Below are 20,171 nucleotides of genomic sequence, written 5' to 3'. Positions count from 1 at the left end.
ACGCGAACGAAAGGGACGGGTCGATCCATGTCGACCAGATGCCCCCGACTCGGCATCGACACCACAAATGTTGCCTGCCAAGGCATTGACGTCCATTGTGCCAGGAGTGCGCCGGACATGCCGTGGCCGGTGAACCGGCGCCCGGACAGGTCACGCCGGTTCGTTCAACTCCGCGATAGCCCGACTCCAGACACTCTCGTCTGCCAGATCGGACAAGTTCCAGACCGAGAACTCGATCAGATGCATGCAGGTAGCTCTCCAGACTCCGCTCTCGATGAAGGCGTCGTGCTCTTCGGGAATGGAGAGCTCGTAGTCGATGAGGTCACGACAATCGGCCGAAGCGAACTCGGACACGAAAGCTGCCATGAGCTTCTGGATGAGCCGGCGGGTCACGCGTTTCGCGGCCTGATGGTCGTCGATTCGGCTCTCGACGAGGCGGCCCACTGCCATCGCCGCGCCCGAGATTGCCCCACACACCCCACCCGAGTAGGCCACTCCGCCGTTCAGCGCCATGGCGGCGGACGAATCGTCGGCGCCGGGGAGACCAAAGAGCGTCTGGAGTGCGACCAGCGTGCTCTCGGCACACCCGTAGTAGTTGTCGTCGCGCAAGAACAGAGAGCGCGCCAACTCCATCGCAGGGAGCAGGTACGCGCCGTCGGCGCTCATCGTGGCAGGTCCCTTTCGGCGGCCTTCTCCATCGATGCCAGGAGGGGGAGAGGCTGGCCGCTCAGATACCGGATCAGTGCGCCACCGCCGGTGCTCACGAAATCGATGTCGTCCAGGTCGATGAAGCGGCGTGCACTCGCAACCGTGTCTCCGCCTCCGATCACCGAGCGTCCCGATGTGGCGGCCACGGCCTCCCAGACAGAGCGCGTGCCGACGGCGCCGATCTGCGATTCGTACACCCCGGCCGGACCGTTGACGAAGACAGTGGCGGCCTCGCCGATCACCCGGCGGTATTCGGCGATGGTCTCGGGGCCTATGTCGATGATCATTCGGTCGGTCGGAAGGTCCGACACGGCCACCTCCCGCCGACGGCCCTGGTCGTCCACGGCGACGTCGATCGGCGCCCGTATTCGATCACCGTACCGCTGCAGGTAGTCGACGGCCTGGGGGACGAAGGCGTCGAGCGACCGATTCTGGATGAACTGCACCGAGGGCGGCCCCAGATCGACGCCGGCCGCCATGAGCATGATGTGTCCGGTGATTCCCGCCGTGAGCACCGCATCGGCCGTGCCCTCGGCGAGGATCTTCGTCATCATTCCGAAGGCATCGGAGATCTTCAATCCGCCGAGAAGGAAGACGCACGGCTGAGCCGGATGTTCGGCAATGCCCGACAGGGCGGTGACCTCCTCGATGAGGAGACGTCCTCCCGCCGTGGGCAGGAGTTCCTGGAACGCGACCATCGATGGGGCGTTTCGGTGCGCGGCGGCGAACGCATCGTTGACGTACAGATCGAAGAGCGGCGCAAGGTTGCGCACGAGGTAGGTCTTGGTCATTTCCTCCGGTGTCAGCTTGACCGCGTTCTCGAACGTGGAGACCTCCTCGGTGAGGAAGCGAAGATTGTCGAGAAGGAGTATCTCCCCGTCCTCCATGTCGAGGATCGCCTGCCGTGCGGCCGGACCGGCCACGTCGTCGAGAAACGACACGTTGCGGTTCAGCTTCTCGGAGAGCTTCACAGCGTGCTCCTCCAGCGAGACGAGGTTGTGGTAGTCCAGCGTGTCGCCTTGGTGAGCGATGACTACCGTCTTCGCTCCGGCGCGCGTCAGGTCCTCGATCGTTGGAAGACTCTTGTTCAGTCGGTTGTCGTCTGCGATCGTGCCGGTCTCCTGATCGATCGGAGAGTTGATGTCGACACGAAGCAGGACGCGAGAGCCGCGAACGTCGAAATCGTCGAGCGATGCGATCTTCATGACGCTTCCGATCTCTTGTTCAGCCGATACCCAGGTATTTGTTGGTCAGCCCGACGGCTTCGAGACGGTCGGTCTGCAGTTCGAGGGCCGCTCGGATTCCATCGATTGTTTCCGGGATGACCACGGACTCTTGGGGGATGTTGATGGCGAATACCACGTCGTCCCCCGACATGCCGACCGTCTCTTCGAACAGTCCGATCTCATACATGTCTCCGCGAGGGTGACCGAGAAAGCGGGCGTAGTTGAACAGGGACGTGTTGGTGGTGAACCCGTCGGCAATCCTCACGACTCGAATGCGGGGATGTGCCTGGAAGGCTTCGATGACCGTGTCCGTGTCGATCTTGCGTTTCGGGGTGGCGACGATGCTGATGATGTGGCCGTGGGTGACCGGAGTGTGCACCAGCAGGCCTGTCGCGTCGATGTGGGGCATGATGTTCATCAGATCGACCGCCTGATGACTGGGAATCGGCTCCATACGGAGAGAATCGACCAGACCGCGATGTGTATCACCCGGATCGGCGACGCGTCGGATGATCGTGACGGCGATCTTCTCGATGCCGGTGGCACGATCGAGACAGTCGACCGCCCGTATCAGGCCGGTCGTGTTGCAGGAGGTGAGTTTCAGGTAGTCGCGCCCCACACCCTTTTCGTAGTTGGCGTAGCCGTGGAAGAACACGTCTGCCACACCGCCGGCTTCTCCTCCCTGGAAGATCGCCTTGATGCCGTGTTGAACGTATCGCTCCTTGTTCTTGGCGCCGATACCTGCCCCGGTGGCGTCCAGCATGATGTCCACTTGCCCGAGGAGGTCGTCGAAGTCTCCTGTGACCGGGATGCCGGCCTCCTCCAGAGCGGTCCGTCCGTCCGAAGTGGCGGCGTAGAGGTCGAAGGGCATGCCGCGTTCGGCGAGTGCCCGTACGGCCAGGGTGGGGGCGACATCGGCGACACCTACGACCTGCATGTCTTCCTGCCGGGCGGCGCCATCGGCCAGACGCTGGCCGATCACGCCATAGCCCGCAACACCTACTTTGACCTTTGCCATCGCTGGGACCTCCTCGCGGCGTCTGTTTACGCGGTCGCCCTCATCGCCTTCTCGACGGCCAGGCCGACTTCATCGGTTGTGTTGTTTCCACCCATGTCCTTGGTGCGGACTTCGCCCTTTCCCAGGGTTGCTGCAACTGCCTGCTGAACGTTGTCCGCCGCTTCTTTCTCGCCGAGATGTTCGAGCATCATCCTGACCGCTTCGATCGAGGCGATCGGATTGACGATGTGCTTGCCCGTGTACTTGGGAGCGGAACCGTGGATGGGTTCGAACATCGATGGATAGGTTCGTTCCGGATTGATGTTTCCGCCGCCGGCGAATCCCATCCCGCCTTGGAGCATGGCGCCGAGGTCGGTGATGATGTCGCCGAATAGGTTCGAAGCCACGACCACATCGAACCAGCCGGGGTTCTTGACGAACCACATCGTGAGGGCATCCACGAGCGCCATGTCCGTCTCGATGCTCGGGTAGTCCTGAGCCACCGATGCGTACACCTCGTCCCAAAAGACCATCGAATAGTTCAGTGCGTTCGACTTCGTGCAGTTGGTGACGCGACCGGGGGAGCCGATGGTCTCCTTTCGCCGGACGGCGGCGTCGAACGCGTATCGGATGACACGGTCACATCCTTTCCACGTGAACACACCTGTCTGCAACGCGAAGCTTTCCGGTGTTCCCTGCTTGAAGATGCCGCCGACTCGCGAGTACTCGCCTTCGGTGTTCTCACGGATGACGAGCATGTCCACGGTCTCCGGGGTGGCCGTGGTGATCGGAGTGCGCACTCCCGGGTAGAGCTTGATCGGGCGAAGATTGACGTACTGATCGAAGCCGGTGCGAATCGCGAGGAGTAGCTGCAGCGAGATGTGGTCGGGAACCTTGTTCGCGTCCCCTATGCAACCAAGGAAGATGCTGTCGAAATCCGCCAGCGTCGGCAGGGCGTCGTCCGGCATCATCACGCCGTTTTGGAGGTAGTAATCGCATGACCAATCGAACGATTCGAGTTCGACGTCGAAACCGTGAATCTGGGCAGCAGCGTTCAGAATGCGAGTGGCCTCCTGGGTGATCTCGGCGCCCACTCCGTCCCCAGGGATTGCTGCTATGCGGTATTGCGGCACTGTGGCCTCCTCACGTCTCGCTCTGCTCATCGCCGGTAGGCTCTTTATCGGCCAACAGCCGGGAGATTACCGGGCAGCACTCACAGAGCTGAATCTCGCCGTGAACCTTCGTGAAGTGGATGGAGAGCGGCGCCCGACCCTTGTCGCGACGGGCCGGTGCGATGCATCGACCAGGGCGCGACGTGATGGGCCCGTTGTGGGTCGCACCTTCGGATGGTGGCTGGTCGTCGGGAGGCTGTTCTACTGCCCGAGTTGTCGAGTGAGCGTCTGGGCGACGATCTCGGTCACGCGGTCGTGTCGGAACGTGAAAAAGTGGTCGCTGCCTTCGAGGACTTCCACCTTCGCTCCGATCGTGTCCGCGTATGCCCGGGTCGCCTCGACGTTGGCGAACTGGTCACGGTCTCCGATGATCAGCACTCTGGGCGCCGGGGCCAGTCGTTTCGGCTGGGCGAACATGCCGACCGGCAGTGCGATGCCGGCGTAGGGGGAGTCGTCGCCGGACCGTCCCTGCCAGCGAAGCGAAGTCAGGGCGCCGAACGACCATCCCGCCAGACCGAGCGGGAGATCGGCGTGGCGTTGTCGAGCGTCCTGCACGGCGGCGGCAACGTCGTCGATCTCGCCCTCTCCCCGGTCCCAGGTCCCGGTTGATGCCCCGACTCCCCGGAAGTTGAAGCGCAGCACTGCAAAGCCACGTTCGACCAGTCCATGCGTCACATGATGCATCAGGGGTGCGTGCATGGTGCCGCCGGCCTGCGGGTGCGGGTGACAGAACACCACCACGCCGGTGGCGACGTCCGGTTCGTCCCAGCGTGCCTCGAGACGGATGCCGTTCCGGGTGTCGATCGTGTGGTTGGAGGAGGGGAGTTGGACCACGGCCAAGCACAGTAGTCCCGTTCTCGTCAATGCTGGCTGTACCTGGTCCTGCCAGCATTGACGAGAAACCGTCCTGCAGACACTGCACCCGACAGAGGGCACTATCCTCGGGCTTCCCACACGGAGGATTTCCTTGTACGACGTCGTCATCATCGGTGCCGGTCCCGGGGGGTACGCGGCCGCGCTATACGCTCACAATTTCGGTCTCAGTGTCGCCATCGTCGAGAAAGACCAGCAAGTCGGTGGGACCTGTCTCAACCGCGGATGCATCCCGGCCAAACACTGGCTCCACACCGCCGAAGTCTTCACCACCGTCAAAGACGCCGCCACGTTTGGCGTGACGGCCGGTGAGCCGACACTCGACTGGGGCACCGCCCACGCCCGCAAGAACGACATCGTCGGTGGCCTGACCAAAGGCCTTGCCGGCCTCCTGCGATCCCGCGGCGCAGAGATCGTCTCCGGGTTCGGCCGCATCGACGCTCCCGGCAAGGTGCGGGTGGCCGGTGCCGACGGCGAGCAGGTTCTCGAAGGCCGCAACATCATCGTCGCCACCGGATCCGGTCCTCGCTCGATTCCCGGGTACGAGTTCGACGGAACGAAGATCGTCACCTCCAACGACGCCCTCGACTGGCAAGCACAGCCCAAGCGGGTAGCGATCATCGGCGCCGGGGCGATCGGGTGCGAGTTCGCCTCGATGCTCGTCGACGTCGGCAGCGAAGTGCACCTGTTCGAGATGATGGACCAGATCGTTCCCGGAGCCGACCCGGATGCATCGAAGGAACTGACCCGCAACCTCAAGCGTCACGGCGTCAAGATCCGCACGTCGGTGCAGGTCGGACCCGCGCAGATCACCGATACCGGGGTGACGGTTCCGTTCGGCGACGACTCCGTCGACGTCGACATCGTGCTGGTCGCCGTCGGACGCAAGCCCCTCACCGACGGGATCGGCCTGGAAAACACCAAAGCCGTGGTGGACCGCGGGTTCGTCGAAGTCGACAAGGCGACGATGCAGACCGCCGAACCGGGCATATACGCGGTCGGCGACATCGTTGCAGGAACCCCGCAGCTCGCCCACGTCGGGTTCGCCGAAGCGATCGCCGCGATCACCTACATCGCCACCGGCGAGACGCAGCCGGTCGACTACCGGGCAGTTCCGCTCGTCGTGTACACGCGCCCCGAGATGGCCGAGGTCGGCTACTCGGAGGCCAAAGCGAAACAACTTGGCTATGACGTCGAGGTGACGAGCCACGGGTTCGCCGCGGTGAGCCGCGCAAGAATCATCGGGCAGAACCGCGGCATTGTGAAGATCGTCGCCGAGAAGGGCGGCCCGATCTTGGGAGTGTCGATCGTTGGGCCGCAAGCAGGTGAAATGATCCATGAGATGATGTACGCAGTGGGCTGGGAGGCGCTGCCGTCCGAGGCGGCCGCGTTCATTCATGCCCATCCGACACTTTCCGAAGCGGTGGGCGAAACGCTGCTCAGCGCAAGCGGGAGAAGTCTGCACTGAACCGGCGGCGCCGGCCGCCACGTGAGAGGAGCGAGGATGGCCACGACGGTCAACATGCCGCAGCTGGGTGAGACGGTCACGGAGGGAACGATTCTCTCCTGGCCGAAGAAGGTGGGTGACACGATCCACGAGGACGAGGTCCTCGTCGAAGTCTCCACCGACAAGGTGGACACCGAGATCCCGTCCCCGGTCGCAGGGACGATCCTGGCGATCCTCGTCCCCGAAGGCGAGACGGTGAAGGTGGGCACGCCGATGGTCGTGGTCGGTGAGGCCGGTGAACAGGTCGCTGCGGAGCCTCAAGCGGCCCCCGAACCCGTTCCCGAAGCGGCCCCCGAACCTGAGCCTGCGCCGGCGGCCGAGTCGGCACCGGAGCCGCCGGCCGCCCCCGTTTCCGCACCGCCGACCGGCGCGCCCGTGCCGCCGACGGCAGTCGAGGAGCAGCGCTTCCTCTCACCGGTCGTGAGGAAACTCGCCAGGGAGAACGACCTGGATCTCTCCCAGATCCAAGGCACCGGACGCGGAGGACGCATCACCCGCAACGACGTGCTCGCCTATCTCGAACGCCGGCCTGCTCCAGCGACTGCTCCCGAACCCGTGACGCCACCTGCACCTGCACACGAACCGGTCGCAGCTCCCGCCGGCCCGGCTGCCACGCCCGCAGAGGTGCCCACCCTTCCCGGCGACGAAGTGCGCGACCTGAGCCGGCTGCGGGCCCGCATCGGCGAGAACTTGACCCGGGCCAAGCAGACCGCCGCGCACGTGTGGACATCGGTCGAGGTCGACTACGAGGCGGTCGAACGGGTGCGGCAGCGTCACCGGGCCGCGTTCAAAGAGCAGGAAGGTTTCTCGCTCACCTACCTGCCGTTCATCGCCCGGGCGACCGTCGACGCGCTCAAGGCGTTTCCCGTCGTCAACTCTTCGTTCTATCTGGAGCAGAAGAAGGCGGTGTTCCACAACGCGATCAATCTCGGCATCGCCGTCAATGTCGAGGGCAAGGGTCTCATCGTCACGTCGCTGAAAGACGCCGACGGGTTGCGGCTGGTCGGCCTGGCCCGTGCGATTCGAGACCTCGCCGACAAGGCTCGCGGTGGAGGGCTGCATCCCGACGACGTGGCCGGCTTCACGTTCAGCATCACGAACCCGGGGCCGTACGGGTCGTTCATGTCTGCGCCCATCCTGCCGCTGCCGAACGTCGGGATCCTGTCGACCGAGTCGATCGTGAAACGCCCGACGGTGATCACCTCGGCCGAAGGCCAGGACATGATCGCCATTCACCCGATCGGATACCTGGGCTTCACCTGGGATCACCGTGCATTCGACGGCGTGATCGCCGTGCAATTCCTCAACCGGATCAAAGAGAACCTGCAGAGTTGGGATTGGCAGCAGGAGCTGTCGTGAGCGTCACCCGCCCAGCGGTCTCGGGTTCGATGTGGTCGCGATACGAAGTACTTCGTACTTGGTGCCTGGTAGGTGGCATCAGCCATGACACCTGACACTCGTCTCCGCCTCCGCTGGCTGGGGCGGCTCCCGTACGCCGAGGCGTGGGACCTGCAGAAGGCCATCTGGGAGGGCCGCACGACCGGCCGCACCTTTGACGACTACCTGCTGCTGCTCGAACATCCCCACGTCTACACGATCGGACGTCACGGCGACCGGGCCAACATGCTGATCTCGGACGAACGGCTCGCCCAGCTGAACGCGGAGGTGTTCGACATCGACCGGGGCGGCGACATCACCTACCACGGTCCCGGCCAGCTCGTCGGCTATCCGATCGTCGCACTCGACGACACGAAAAAGGTCTCCGCCTACGTGCACGGCCTCGAAGCCGTGCTGATGGCCACGCTTGCCGATTTCGGGATCGAATCGTGGACCGAACGTGACTTCACCGGAGTCTGGACCACCGAAGGCAAGGTCGCTGCAATCGGCATCAGGGTCGCCCAAGGGGTGACGATGCACGGGTTCGCGGTGAACGTGAACACCGACATGTCGTACTTCGGCCACATCAACCCGTGCGGCATCACCGAGCGGGCCGTCGTCTCGATGCAGGACGTGCTCGGTACCGACATCTCCCTCGAAGAGGTGGTCGAGCGCCTCATTCCGCATTTCGTCGAGGCGTTCGAGTATGCGAACACCGAAACACAGCTCGGCGCATTCACACGAGGCCAAGGCCGTGCCCGAACCTTCGAAGTCGACCAACTCCTCGCCTCCGGGACGTTCTCACCCGACCGGCACGAAACCACCCCGATCACGCTCAAAGGCGGGCGCCTCCCCGGTGAGCCCGAACGCCCGGACTGGATGCGGGTGAAGGCCCACATGGGCGCCGAATACGCGATGTTGAAGTCGATGATGCGTGATCTCGAGCTCCACACGGTCTGCGAGGACGCCGGCTGCCCGAACATCTTCGAGTGCTGGGAATCGGGGACGTCGACACTGATGATCCTCGGTGACCGCTGCACCCGCGCGTGCAGTTTCTGCGATGTCGCAACCGGCAAGCCGACCGAGCTCGACCTCGAGGAACCCGATCGTGCCGCAGAGGCGATCGAACGAATGGGGCTGCGCCACGCGGTGATCACCTCGGTGAACCGTGACGACCTCGACGACGGAGGCGCAGGCATCTTCGCCGCAACCATCGAGGCGGTGCACCGGCGGGTCCCCGAATGCGACGTCGAAGTGCTGATCCCCGACTTCAAGGGTTCCAGAAAGGACCTGCAGACGGTGATGGATGCCGGACCGGCGGTGCTGAACCACAACACCGAGACGGTGCTGCGACTCCAAAGAGACGTCCGAACCGCTGCGAACTACGGACGGTCGCTCGCCCTGCTGGCGAGGGCCAAGTGGATGCGCCCGTCCGGTTCGGTCAAGTCGGGACTCATCGTCGGGATGGGCGAGACGAAGGACGAGATTCTGGGGACGCTCGCCGACCTGCGGGCCGTCGGCACCGACATCGTCACGATCGGTCAATACCTGCGCCCAAGCGCGAAACATCGTGCGATCCACCGGTACGTTCATCCGGACGAGTTCGCCGAATACAGGGACTACGGCGAGAAGCTCGGGCTGGCCCATGTCGAGTCCGGGCCGCTGGTGCGTTCCAGCTACCACGCCCGTGAGGCCACCGAGGCTGCGAGAGCCGGCACTCCGGTCGGTGTGCGATGAACCATGCAGCCAGGATCCAGTCGGCCAGGACGCTGATGGAGAGTCAAGGCCTGGATGCGATGCTGCTGTCGGTGGGCGCTGATCTGCCGTACTTCACCGGATACACGGCGATGCCGTTGGAACGGCTCACGATGCTCGTGCTTCCCGTGTCGGGGCCGGCAACGCTACTCGTACCGGAGCTGGAGGCCCCGCGTGTCGTCCAGAAGCCCGGCGTGTTCGAGATCCGCCCGTGGGGCGAGACCGAGGATCCGGTGCGCATCGTTGCGGACCTTGTGCCGGGAGCGCGTCGCGTTGCGATCGGTGACCAGACCTGGTCGACGTTTCTGCTGCAACTTCAGGAGCAGCTTTCCCAGGCCGTCTTCGTGCAGGCTTCCGTTCTCACCGCAGAGCTGCGGATACGCAAAGACGCCGCCGAAATCGACCTGCTGCGCCAGGCCGGCGCCGCCGCGGACCGGGTGGCGGCCCGGCTCGCCGACATGCAGTTCTCCGGGAAGACCGAACGAGAACTATCCCGCGTGATCGTCGGCATGCTGCTCGAAGAAGGCCACGAGGAGGTCGACTTCGCGCTCGTCGGGTCGGGACCGAACGGGGCGTCGCCGCATCATGAGGCATCGGATCGGGTGATCGAAGCCGGCGATGCCGTCGTGTGCGACTTCGGCGGGGCTCTCGGCGGGTACTACTCGGACACCACCAGGATGTTCGTCGTCGGCGAAGCCCCGGAAGGGTTCGCCGAACCGTTCGCGGTGCTGCGCCGGGCACAGGCAGTAGCCGTCGACGCCGTTCGACCCGGTGTGACCGCCGAGTTCATCGATGCAGCCGCCCGAGGCGTCATCGCCGACGCCGGGTACGCAGAGTTCTTCATCCACCGGACCGGCCACGGGATCGGCCTCGACGTGCACGAACATCCCTATATCGTCGAAGGCAACGACACGGTGCTGGCGCCGGGGATGGTGTTCTCGATCGAACCGGGCATCTACCTGCCGGGCCGCTTCGGGATGCGCATCGAAGATATCGTCGCGGTGACCGACGACGGTGTGGAGCGCCTGAATCAATCGTCGCGAGATCTCGTCACGGTCACGTAGCCGGCTCCTTTCCGAGCACTCGGCAGGACCCCCTCCGTCCCTGCGGGATACCTCCCCCAACGCTCGTCAAAGCCCTCGCTGGGGGAGGAAACGAGTGTTTCTCCCCCCAGGGAGCGAAGCGAGTGTTGGGGGGAGTACGGCGAAGCCGGGAGGCGAGTACACACCCGACCCCAGGACCCCCTCCGTCCCTGCGGGACACCTCCCCCAGCGTCGGCCTCCGGCCTCCTGGGGGAGGAAACGGGGAGGGGAGCCTTCAAATCCCGAGCAGCTCGCGAACAGGCCCTTCGATGCCCGGTGCGGTCGCTACAAAGCCGGACAGCAACGGGTTCGGCCGGTTGAACCGCACCGGTTCGCCGTCGATGCCGAACACGACCCCGCCGGCGGCAGTGACCAGCGCCGCACCGGCAGCGACGTCCCATTCGTTCTTCGGCACGAGCGTCCAGGTGGCATCGGCCGATCCCACGGCGACGAGACCGAGCTTGTAGGCGACCGACCCGAGGTTCCGTACCGAGATCGGCGACGTGTGGAACCGATCCCACTCGCCCCGCTTCGTCTCGCTGCGTGAGGCCAGCACGAGTGCTCCGCGTATGTCTGTGACCGGGGAGATACGTGCCGGCTCTCCGTTGAGGGTCACACCCTCACCGACGGCGCCGAGGATCAGCCGGTCACTCGTTGGCACATAGATTCCTCCGGCGACCGGCACCCCGTCTTCGACGAGGCCGATCGAGACGCACCACTCCGGGATGCCGGCGATGAACTCTCTCGTGCCGTCGAGCGGGTCGACGACCCATACCCGTCGGCAGGTCAACCGTGCCGAGTCGTCGGCCGTTTCCTCCGACAGCCAGCCATCACCCTGCTCGGGGAGGATGTCGGCGAGTACCTCGTTGACGGCGAGGTCCGCCGCGGTGACCGGATCGCCGCCCTCTTTGAGGACCGACTCGATCTCTCCGGCAGTGAACGCGTCGAGGGTCTCACCGGCGCGGCGCAGCGCCTTCTCGATGCGGACCAGGTCGTGCCTCATAATGGCCAGAGGATAGGGATCCCGACGAGCAGCATCGCCACGACGGCGATGGTGAGCGGCACGCCGAGCCGCAGATAGTCACTGAACCGGTACCCGCCTGGCCCGTACACCATCAGGTTCGTCTGATACCCGATCGGGGTGAGGAACGGTGTCGCGGCTGCAACGGCGACACCGAGGGCGAACGCTCGGGGGTTCAACCCGAGTCCCGTCGCGGTGGCCAGCGCCACCGGGAGGATCAACAGCGCAGCCGCATTGTTCGTCACGATCTCCTTGAGGATCACGGTCGCCACGATGATGCCGGCGAGCGCACCGACCGGCCCGAACCCGCCAAACGTGCCGATCATCCAGGTTGCGGCCGTGTCGGCCAGCCCGGACGTCTGCATCCCTGCGGCGATCCCGAACGCGGCGGCGATCGTGATGATGACATCCAGGTCGACGGCCGTGCGCGCCTCGGCCGTCGTGACGATCCGCAACGCCACCAGAGCTGCTGCTCCGAGCAGCGCCGCGGTGACGAGCGGTACGACACCGGTGGCCGCAGCGGTAACCATCGCGGCGACGACCAGGCCGGTGAGCGGCGCCCGTCGTCCCGCGACGGGCGGGGCGGCGTCCAGCCGTGCGATCAACGCAAAGTCGGGACGTTCCCGCCAGCGGCGGCCCCAGTCGTGGTCGGCGACGACCAGCAGCGTGTCGCCGGGGCGCAGCAGAACGTCGCCGAGTTTCGCGTCGATGCGTTGCCCTGCGCGGTGGATCGCAGTGACGACCGCCTGGTAGCGGCCCCGGAACCCGGCCGACCGCAACGTCGCGCCGACGAGCGGCGACGACATGCCGATGACGGCCTCGTAGTGGGCGACGTCGGTTGCGTCGAGGCGAGCCATCTGGTGCTGCTCGGTGGAGGTCAGCCCGGGGACCGCGACGAGATCGACGACCTGGTCGACCCTGCCGATGAACCGGAGCACATCGCCGGTGTGCAGCACAGTGTCGCGTCCGACCGGAGTGACCAGCTCGCCTGCCCGTTCGAGCTGGGCGAGAAACACGCCGCGCAGATGACGCAGGCCGGCTGCCTCGACGGTGAGACCGTCGAGGTCGCTGAGCACCTGCATCGTGATGTTGAACTGACGGAACTCCTCATCGTCGGCCGTGGCGGGGGACCGCCGGGTCGGCAGCAGTTTCGGTGCAAGGAGGACGATCAGGGCGATCCCGACGATGGCCACGGGCAGGCCGATCTTGGTGATCTCGAAGAAGCCGAGCGGGGCGTACCCGTCGGCTTCGAGCAGGCCGGAGACGACGATGTTCGTGGCGGTCCCCATCAACGTGACCACCCCACCGAGGATCGCTGCGAACGACAGCGGCATCAGGTACCTCGACGGTGACTGGCCGCGTGCCTCCGCCCACCGTTCGATCTGTGGGGCCAGCATCGCAACGATCGGCGTGTTGTTCAGGATCGACGACGCAGCGGTCGTGGGCACGGTGAGTCGGGCGAGGGCGGTGTGAGGATGGTCACCGTCGCCGAGGACGGTGCGAACCAGCGGCGCCAGAACACCGGTCTTGGCGACCGCGGCGGCGACGATGTAGAGAGCGGCGATCGTCGCCGGAGCGGGATTGGCGAATCCCGAGAGCGCCTCGGTCGGGCTGATGATCCCGGCGGTGAGCAGCGCCACCGTGGCAGAGCCGACCGCCGCGGCGGGAGGCAGCATGTCGCGCACGAGCACGACGACGACGGCGACGACGATCCCGAGGGTGAACCACGCCTGCCAGATCATTCAATCGGCTCCGCGGGTATCACTCGGACCCCCTCCGTCCTTGGCCAGAGCCCCGAGGGCACCTCCCCCAACGCTCGCCAGAGCCCTCGCCGGGGGAGGAAACGGGACCCCCTCCGTCCTCGGCCAGAGCCCCGAGGGCACCTTCCCCAACGCTCGCCAGAGCCCTCGCCGGGGGAGGAAACGAACGTTTCTCCCCCCAGGGAGCGAAGCGACCGTTGGGGGGAGTACGGCGAAGCCGGGAGGGGGGAGTGTTGCTCGTAGTCGGGACCCCCTCCGCCGCCGGGGCGACACCTCCCCCAACGCTCGCCAGAGCCCTCGCCGGGGGAGGAAACGGGGAGGGGGGTGGGGACTCACCTGTCTCCGTTGACATCCACGTAGCCGAGCTTCTCCAGCTCGATGATGATCTGGTTTGCTGCCTCTTCAGGGCTCATCGTGGCGGCATCGATCACGACGTCGGCGTCATCGGGCGCCTCGTACGGATCCGAGATGCCGGTGAACTCCTTGATGATCCCGGCTCGGGCCTTCGCGTACAGGCCCTTGCGGTCCCGCTGCTCGCACACCTCGATCGGTGTGCTGACGTAGACCAGCACGTACCCGCCGTACGTGGAGATGGCCGCACGGTTCTCCTGGCGGATCTTGTCGTACGGGGCGATCGGTGCGCAGATCGCGATGCCACGGTGCTTGGTGATCTCAGACGCGACGAACCCGATCCGGCGGATGTTGATGTCGCGATGCTCCTTGGAGAACCCGAGTTCCGACGACAGGTTCTTTCGCACGATGTCGCCGTCGAGCAGCGTGATGGGACGGCCACCGATCTCCGACAGCTTCACCAGCAACGCGTTCGCGATCGTCGACTTGCCCGATCCCGACAGGCCGGTGAAGAACACGGTGAAGCCCTGCTTGGAGCGCGGCGGGTGGGTGCGACGCAGCTCGGTCACGACTTCGGGATACGTGAACCACTCGGGGATCTCACGACCTTCGGCAAGGCGTTCACGCAGTTCGGTTCCGGAGATGCTGAGCGTGCGGGCGCCCTCGGGAACCTCGTCGATCGGCATGTAGGTGTCCTGGTCTTCGAGGTACACCATCAGTTTGAACGGGACCATTGTGACGCCGAGCTCCGCCTCGTGCTCTCTGAGGAGGTCCTGGGCGTCGTACGGTCCGTAGAACGGAGTCCCTGACGAGTCCGATCCCGGGCCGGCGTGATCGCGGCCGACGATGAAATGCGTCACCCCGTGGTTCTTGCGGATGATGGCGTGCCACAGCGCCTCGCGGGGTCCGCCCATCCGCATCGCCAGCGGCAACAGGGACAGCATCGCCGTCTGGCGGGGGTAGCGTTGGAGCACCGCCTGGTAGGCACGCACCCGTGTGTAGTGGTCCACGTCACCGGGTTTGGTCATCCCGACGACGGGATGGATCAGCAGGTTCGCCCCGACTTCCAGTGCGGCGCGACGGGTCAGCTCGACGTGGGCACGATGCATCGGGTTGCGTGTCTGAAAGGCCACCACCGTGCGCCAACCCAACTTGGCGAACCGGGCTCGCACTTCGGCGGGGGTCAGTCGGAGCTGACGGAAGTCGTAGTGGACCGGTCGCTGCACACCCTCGATCGTCCCACCGACGTAGACCGGGTTCGCAGTGTTGAACAGGTAGCCGACGGCCGGATGCTCTGGGTTGGACGTGCCAAAGACCGCCTCCGCTTTGTGGTGTTTATCAGGTGTCCACACGTCCGAGACGGTGAGGACGGCGAGCATGACTCCTTCGGAATCTCGAAGGGCGATCCTGTGGCCGGTCTCGAGGTCTTTTGCGAAAGATTCGGTGACGTCCAGGGTGATAGGCATCGGCCACAGGGTCCCGTCGGCGAGCCGCATCGTTTCCAGGACCGGTTCGTAGTCGGCGCGGGTCATGAATCCTCGCAGCGGTGAGAAGCCGCCGCTCAGCAAGAGTTCGAGGTCGTGAACCTGTCGATCGGTCAGATCCCACGACGGCCAGTCGCGGGACGCTTCCTTCAATTCGGTGGCTCGGGCTTCGTCGACGAGCAGGTCGACGAGGGTGCCCCCGTGGGGCGCGATGAGATGATCGGTCATGAATCAGTCCTGGATCTCGGGATGAGGAGGAGTGTAGGGGATCGCCATCCGTTGGAACACCTCATGTCCCTACGTGGTTGGCCCGTGAGTGCGCCGATGCGCGTCACAGGGTGCTCGACGGGCCGACAGACCTCACTACGCTTGCGTAAAACCACCGGGAGAGCCGATGAGCATCGAACAACTCGCCGTCGACACGATCAAAGGTCTTGCCATCGACGGCGTCCAGAAAGCGAACTCGGGTCATCCCGGCGCACCGATGGGCATGGCCGACATCGCGACGGTGCTCTGGGCGAAGTTCCTGAACGTCGATCCTGACGATCCGACGTGGCCCGACCGAGACCGGTTCGTGCTCTCCAACGGCCACGCATCCATGCTGCTCTATGCGCTGCTGCATCTCAGTGGCTTCCCGGTCACGATGGAGGATCTCCGACAGTTCCGCCAGTGGGGGTCGCACACGGCGGGGCATCCCGAGATCGACCAGGCCAGAGGGATCGAGATGACCACCGGGCCGCTCGGCCAGGGGTTCGGCACAGCGGTCGGCTTGGCGATCGCCGAAGAGCACCTGCGGGCCGTCTTCGGGCCGGAGCTCGTGAACCATCGCACATGGGGGTTCGTCTCCGACGGTGACCTCATGGAAGGCATTTCCGCGGAGACCGCGTCGCTCGCCGGGCACCTGGGACTCGGCAAGCTCACCTACTACTACGACGACAACCACATCACCATCGACGGGAACACGTCGATCACCTTCACCGAGGACATCCCCGCACGATTCGCCGCCATGGGATGGCACACGGTCTCCGTCGACGGCCACGACAGGACAGCGATCGAGGAAGCGACCCGTGAAGCGCTCGTAGTCGCCGACAAGCCGTCGCTGATCATCGCCCGAACGCACATCGGTCATGGTGCGCCCACCAAACACGACACCCCGGGGGTGCACGGATCCCCGCTGGGCGAAGAGGAGCTTCGTGCGACCAAAGAGCTGATGGGGTTCCCGCCCGATGAGCCGTTCTACGTCCCCGACGGGGTGTACGAGTTCTTCTCGAACGCCATGGATCGGGGCCGCGGAGCGCGTGCGGCGTGGGAGAAGCGGTTTTCGGGTGTCGACGCCGAGACGAGTGAACGCTGGGCCGGCTACTTCGGTGATGTTTCGGTTCGACTGGAGACCCCGGCGTTCGACGGCAAGATCGCAACCCGGGCGGCCGCAGGCAAGGTGTTCGACCAGATCGCCGAGAAGATCCCTGGTTTCATCGGCGGCGCCGCCGACCTGGTCGCGTCGACCAAGACCGAGATCTCGTTTTCGGCCGGCTTCTCGAAGGAGGATCGGGCGGGTCGCAACATTCGCTACGGGATCCGTGAGCACGCGATGGGCGCGATCACGAACGGCCTGGCCGTACACGGTGGGCTGCGACCGTACGGGGCGACGTTCTTCGTGTTCAGCGACTACATGCGACCGGCCGTGCGCCTCGCTGCGCTCATGGAGGCGGCGAGCATCTTCATCTGGACGCACGACTCGGTGTTCCTCGGTGAGGATGGGCCGACCCACCAGCCGATCGAACACCTGGCGTCGCTGCGAGCCATGCCCAACCTGTGGGTGCTGCGTCCCGCAGACGCGACCGAGACCGTCGAGGCGCTGGAGCTGGCGGTGAACCGGACCGACGGACCGACCGCGCTGGTGCTGACCCGACAGGGGCTTCCCGTGCTGGAGCGTCCGGGCGGAGGCGTTGCCCGCGGCGGGTACGTGCTGCGCGACGGCGACGACGTGGTGCTGGTCGCGACCGGGTCGGAAGTTCATGTGGCGTTGGGTGCCGCCGAGGTGCTCGCCGGCGACGGCGTGTCCGCTCGAGTCGTGTCGCTGCCGTCGTGGGAAGCGTTCTTCGCCCAGGAGAAGGCGTACCGGACATCGGTGTTCGGCAACGGTGTGCCGATCGTGTCGATCGAGGCGGCGTCGACGTTCGGATGGGAGCGCATCACCGGCTCGGACGGCCTTCGGATCGGGATCGACCATTTCGGCGCCTCGGCACCGGCGGGCGTGATCGCCGAGCAGTGGGGGTTCACGCCCGGAGCGGTGGCGGCACGGGTCAACGAGTGGCTTGGGCCGAGAAGTCGGCGATGATCCGCAGCCGCCGGGTGTGAGTGTTCGCCGGAGGCTGTTTCTCCGCGCCGATGCCGACTATTCCTCCTGATGTGCCGGAGCGAGCGGCCGGGTTCACCTGTCTGCAACGGGTGTCTCAGATGCGGGACCTGCGAGCCGGGGCGACGTCATCGGCCATAGGGGAGTCCGGCGAACCGGACCCTCCTATGGCCGACGTTGGCGTCAATCCGGGGACGGTACGAACAGCTTGACCTGAATCGAGTCGCTGCCTGTCGCACCGTACGAGTCGGTGACGGTCACCGTGATCGTCGGCTGCGAGGAGTCTTGTCCCCACGGGATGAGGAGCTCCGGGCTGATCGCCTCGGTGGTACCCAGCGCGCCCTGGACGCTCGAAGTCCATACGACGGTCGTGGTATCACAGTTCGCATCCGACGTTGTCGATGTGAAGTCGACGACGGCGCCCCAGGCGGTCCCGTTCCAGGTGGTGACATAGGTCGACAGGTTCGGAGGAGCGGTGATCTTCACCGTCGGTGCGTCGTTGTAGGTCGACAGGCCGAGAAGCGTCTCGAGGGCCGTTTCGGCCGCGTCGGAAATGACGCCTGTTCCACCGAGGATCACGACCTTGGTGGCGCGAAGTCGCCGGATCTCGTTGTAGGTCGCCGTCGGGACGATGTCGGAGTTCATCAGCAGCATCGGCGCGTTGTCGAGATACGCTGCGGGCCCGCCTGCGAGTGCGTCCGGGTAGTTGAACCCGTAGGTCACATACACCGTGGTCGAACCACACGGCCACTTCTCCTGGCTGATTATCGCGGCCGTGTCGAAGCGGGTGGCGCCTCCCCAACGATCGACGCTCGTCACGCCCGGCAGATTCGATACGGCAGTTTCCACAGCCGTCGACACGGCTGCGGTTCCACCGAGAATCACGACACGGGATGCTCCAAGAGCGGTGATCGCCGTGGCGGTCGTCGATGGAAGCGACTCGGTGAGCGTCAGGAGCAGCGGCGCGGTCATCTTGGCTGCCGCAGGCACGGCGGCCACGGCGTCGGGGTAGTTGAACCCGTTGGTCAGCACGACTGTGTCGGATCCGGACGGGAACGTATCGGAGGCGATTGCCGCAGCCGTCGCGAACCGGTCGGCTCCCCACAACCGGCGAACCGTCGTTGCGTACGAGCCGAGTGCCGTTTCCACGGCGGCGGATACGACACCGGTGCCGCCGAGAATGACGATCTCGTCAGGGGCCAGCCGGGTGAGCTCGGTGGCGGTCACCGTAGGGATCGAGTCCGTTCGCACCAACAGGATCGGTCCGGGAGCCATGGCTGCGGCAACTCCGCCGGCAAGGGCATCGGGGAACGAGAACCCGTATGCGACGAACACCGTTGCCGCTCCGGAGGGGAACGCATCTTGAGAAACCGCGACTGCAGTTCCGAACCGGTCTGCGCCGGCCAGGCGATCGACCGTCGAACTGCCGGCTCCTTGCGCAGCAGGTGCGAGCAAACCGCCCACCAGCAGTGCTGCCAAGAGCACCAACGTGAACCGTTTTCCCACTGTTGTCGTGATCCGTTGCAGCATGAGTTTCCCCTCTGGGTGCGTACCGACACCCTATTACGCTTGGCGGGCCTGCGTGCGTTGGGCGTCGTATCAGACACTACTCGTTCGGCCCTGGTGTGTGGCGACCAATCGAAGTTCCACCGGCATGGCGAGGGTAGCCGGCACCGGTGACCGAAGCCGGAACGCAGGCGGCCCGCCACTATCGGTGCGGTCCGGTTCGATCCCGGCCGGTACGAGGCGGAGATTCTGCGGCCTGGATCCGAACGGGTGGCGCGCCTGGTCACCGATCTACCCAACGGCATTACTCAGCAGCCTCCTGGGCCATCGGCACGACCCGGCTCCGAACCGCCGGACACACGACTTCAACCCACACCGACACCGCAACCCGACCCGATCACAACCTCTCATGAACGATCAGGGGTAGCTACCATCCCAGCGGATGCACGTCACGCCTACCCATCTTCCTGACGTCCTGATCCTCGAGCCACGGGTGTTCGCGGATGACCGTGGTTGGTTCTGTGAGTCGTTTAACGTTCGCACGTTCCGTGAGGCGACGGGTCTGGATGTGACGTTCGTTCAGGACAACCACTCGCGTTCCAAGGCCGGCGTGCTGCGTGGTCTGCATTGTCAGGTGGATCCTCCACAGGCGAAGCTGGTTCGCTGTACCGTTGGGAGGGTCTTCGACGTTGTGGTCGATATACGTCGTTCCTCACCGACGTTGGCCCGGTGGACCAGCATTGAGTTATCGGCCGACAACCATCGCCAGCTGTGGGTCCCGGCGGGGTTCGCGCACGGTTTCTACGTGCTCGACGGGCCCGCCGAGGTGCAGTACAAGACGACGGACTTCTACCATGGTCCTGGGGAGCGGTCGATCCGCTGGGATGACCCGACCATCGGCATTGAATGGCCGTTCGATGGCACGCCGTTCCTGTCGGACAGGGACGCGGCGGCGCCGCTGCTCACCGACGCAGGTATCTTCGAGTGAGGACC

At 65.3% G+C, this 20,171-nt stretch carries 15 protein-coding genes; 6 read left to right on the top strand and 9 right to left on the bottom strand.

Annotation, left to right across the window (positions count from 1 at the left end; translation table 11 throughout):
- Positions 1-150: 150 nt before the first annotated feature.
- The 5 genes from GWP04_00650 to GWP04_00630 all read right to left on the bottom strand — a co-directional run bounded on the left by GWP04_00650 (position 151) and on the right by GWP04_00630 (position 4,937).
- Positions 151-666 (bottom strand): hypothetical protein, encoded by a 516-nt coding sequence (locus GWP04_00650; GenBank protein NIA24056.1) that lies wholly within the window; start codon positions 664-666, stop codon positions 151-153.
- Positions 663-1,913 carry a phosphoglycerate kinase gene (gene pgk / locus GWP04_00645; GenBank protein ID NIA24055.1) on the bottom strand — a complete coding sequence of 417 codons (1,251 nt, stop codon included), beginning with the start codon at positions 1,911-1,913 and terminating at the stop codon, positions 663-665. The genes GWP04_00650 and pgk overlap by 4 nt, the downstream gene beginning before the upstream one ends.
- Before the next feature lie 19 nt (positions 1,914-1,932).
- Positions 1,933-2,952 (bottom strand): type II glyceraldehyde-3-phosphate dehydrogenase, encoded by a 1,020-nt coding sequence (locus tag GWP04_00640; protein NIA24054.1) that lies wholly within the window; start codon positions 2,950-2,952, stop codon positions 1,933-1,935.
- Positions 2,953-2,978: 26 nt separating this feature from the next.
- Positions 2,979-4,064: a 3-isopropylmalate dehydrogenase gene (locus tag GWP04_00635; GenBank protein ID NIA24053.1), complete on the bottom strand. Its 1,086-nt coding sequence runs from the start codon at positions 4,062-4,064 to the stop codon at positions 2,979-2,981.
- 240 nt (positions 4,065-4,304) lie between these two features.
- Complete coding sequence (locus GWP04_00630) at positions 4,305-4,937, bottom strand: alpha/beta fold hydrolase (GenBank protein ID NIA24052.1); 633 nt, start codon at positions 4,935-4,937, stop codon at positions 4,305-4,307.
- A 127-nt stretch (positions 4,938-5,064) separates the two neighbouring features.
- On the opposite strand from GWP04_00630, the gene lpdA reads away from it, so the two are divergent.
- The 4 genes from lpdA to GWP04_00610 all read left to right on the top strand — a co-directional run bounded on the left by lpdA (position 5,065) and on the right by GWP04_00610 (position 10,679).
- Positions 5,065-6,444, top strand: a complete 1,380-nt coding sequence (gene lpdA, locus GWP04_00625; GenBank protein NIA24051.1) for a dihydrolipoyl dehydrogenase — start codon at positions 5,065-5,067, stop codon at positions 6,442-6,444.
- Positions 6,445-6,480: 36 nt separating this feature from the next.
- On the top strand, positions 6,481-7,842 hold the full coding sequence (locus GWP04_00620; GenBank protein ID NIA24050.1) for a dihydrolipoyllysine-residue succinyltransferase: 1,362 nt from the start codon (positions 6,481-6,483) through the stop codon (positions 7,840-7,842).
- Positions 7,843-7,926: 84 nt separating this feature from the next.
- Positions 7,927-9,597, top strand: coding sequence for a lipoyl synthase (gene lipA, locus GWP04_00615; GenBank protein NIA24049.1), 1,671 nt, complete (start codon positions 7,927-7,929; stop codon positions 9,595-9,597).
- On the top strand, positions 9,594-10,679 hold the full coding sequence (locus GWP04_00610; protein ID NIA24048.1) for a M24 family metallopeptidase: 1,086 nt from the start codon (positions 9,594-9,596) through the stop codon (positions 10,677-10,679). The genes lipA and GWP04_00610 overlap by 4 nt, the downstream gene beginning before the upstream one ends.
- Before the next feature lie 253 nt (positions 10,680-10,932).
- Here the strand turns inward: GWP04_00610 and GWP04_00605 are convergent, their stop codons facing one another.
- From GWP04_00605 to GWP04_00595, 3 genes are all read right to left on the bottom strand, one after another.
- Positions 10,933-11,700: a 3'(2'),5'-bisphosphate nucleotidase CysQ gene (locus GWP04_00605; protein ID NIA24047.1), complete on the bottom strand. Its 768-nt coding sequence runs from the start codon at positions 11,698-11,700 to the stop codon at positions 10,933-10,935.
- Positions 11,697-13,460 (bottom strand): SLC13 family permease, encoded by a 1,764-nt coding sequence (locus GWP04_00600; GenBank protein ID NIA24046.1) that lies wholly within the window; start codon positions 13,458-13,460, stop codon positions 11,697-11,699. The genes GWP04_00605 and GWP04_00600 overlap by 4 nt, the downstream gene beginning before the upstream one ends.
- Positions 13,461-13,810: 350 nt before the next feature.
- The gene (locus tag GWP04_00595) at positions 13,811-15,541 is read right to left on the bottom strand and encodes a bifunctional sulfate adenylyltransferase/adenylylsulfate kinase (protein NIA24045.1); all 1,731 of its coding nucleotides are present in this window, start codon (positions 15,539-15,541) and stop codon (positions 13,811-13,813) included.
- Positions 15,542-15,707: 166 nt separating this feature from the next.
- Between GWP04_00595 and tkt the strand changes: the two genes are divergently transcribed.
- On the top strand, positions 15,708-17,654 hold the full coding sequence (gene tkt / locus GWP04_00590) for a transketolase (protein NIA24044.1): 1,947 nt from the start codon (positions 15,708-15,710) through the stop codon (positions 17,652-17,654).
- A 201-nt stretch (positions 17,655-17,855) separates the two neighbouring features.
- Here the strand turns inward: tkt and GWP04_00585 are convergent, their stop codons facing one another.
- Positions 17,856-19,202: a hypothetical protein gene (locus tag GWP04_00585; GenBank protein ID NIA24043.1), complete on the bottom strand. Its 1,347-nt coding sequence runs from the start codon at positions 19,200-19,202 to the stop codon at positions 17,856-17,858.
- A gap of 418 nt (positions 19,203-19,620) precedes the next feature.
- Here GWP04_00585 and rfbC point away from each other — a divergent pair, with 418 nt between their 5' ends.
- The gene (rfbC, locus tag GWP04_00580) at positions 19,621-20,166 is read left to right on the top strand and encodes a dTDP-4-dehydrorhamnose 3,5-epimerase (GenBank protein NIA24042.1); all 546 of its coding nucleotides are present in this window, start codon (positions 19,621-19,623) and stop codon (positions 20,164-20,166) included.
- Positions 20,167-20,171 lie beyond the last annotated feature (5 nt).

The organism is Gammaproteobacteria bacterium (genome assembly GCA_011682695.1).
Lineage (GTDB): Bacteria > Actinomycetota > Acidimicrobiia > Spongiisociales > UBA4744 > BMS3Bbin01.
Note: the sequence above shows the minus strand (reverse complement) of the source record. Positions and strands in the feature narration are given on the sequence as shown.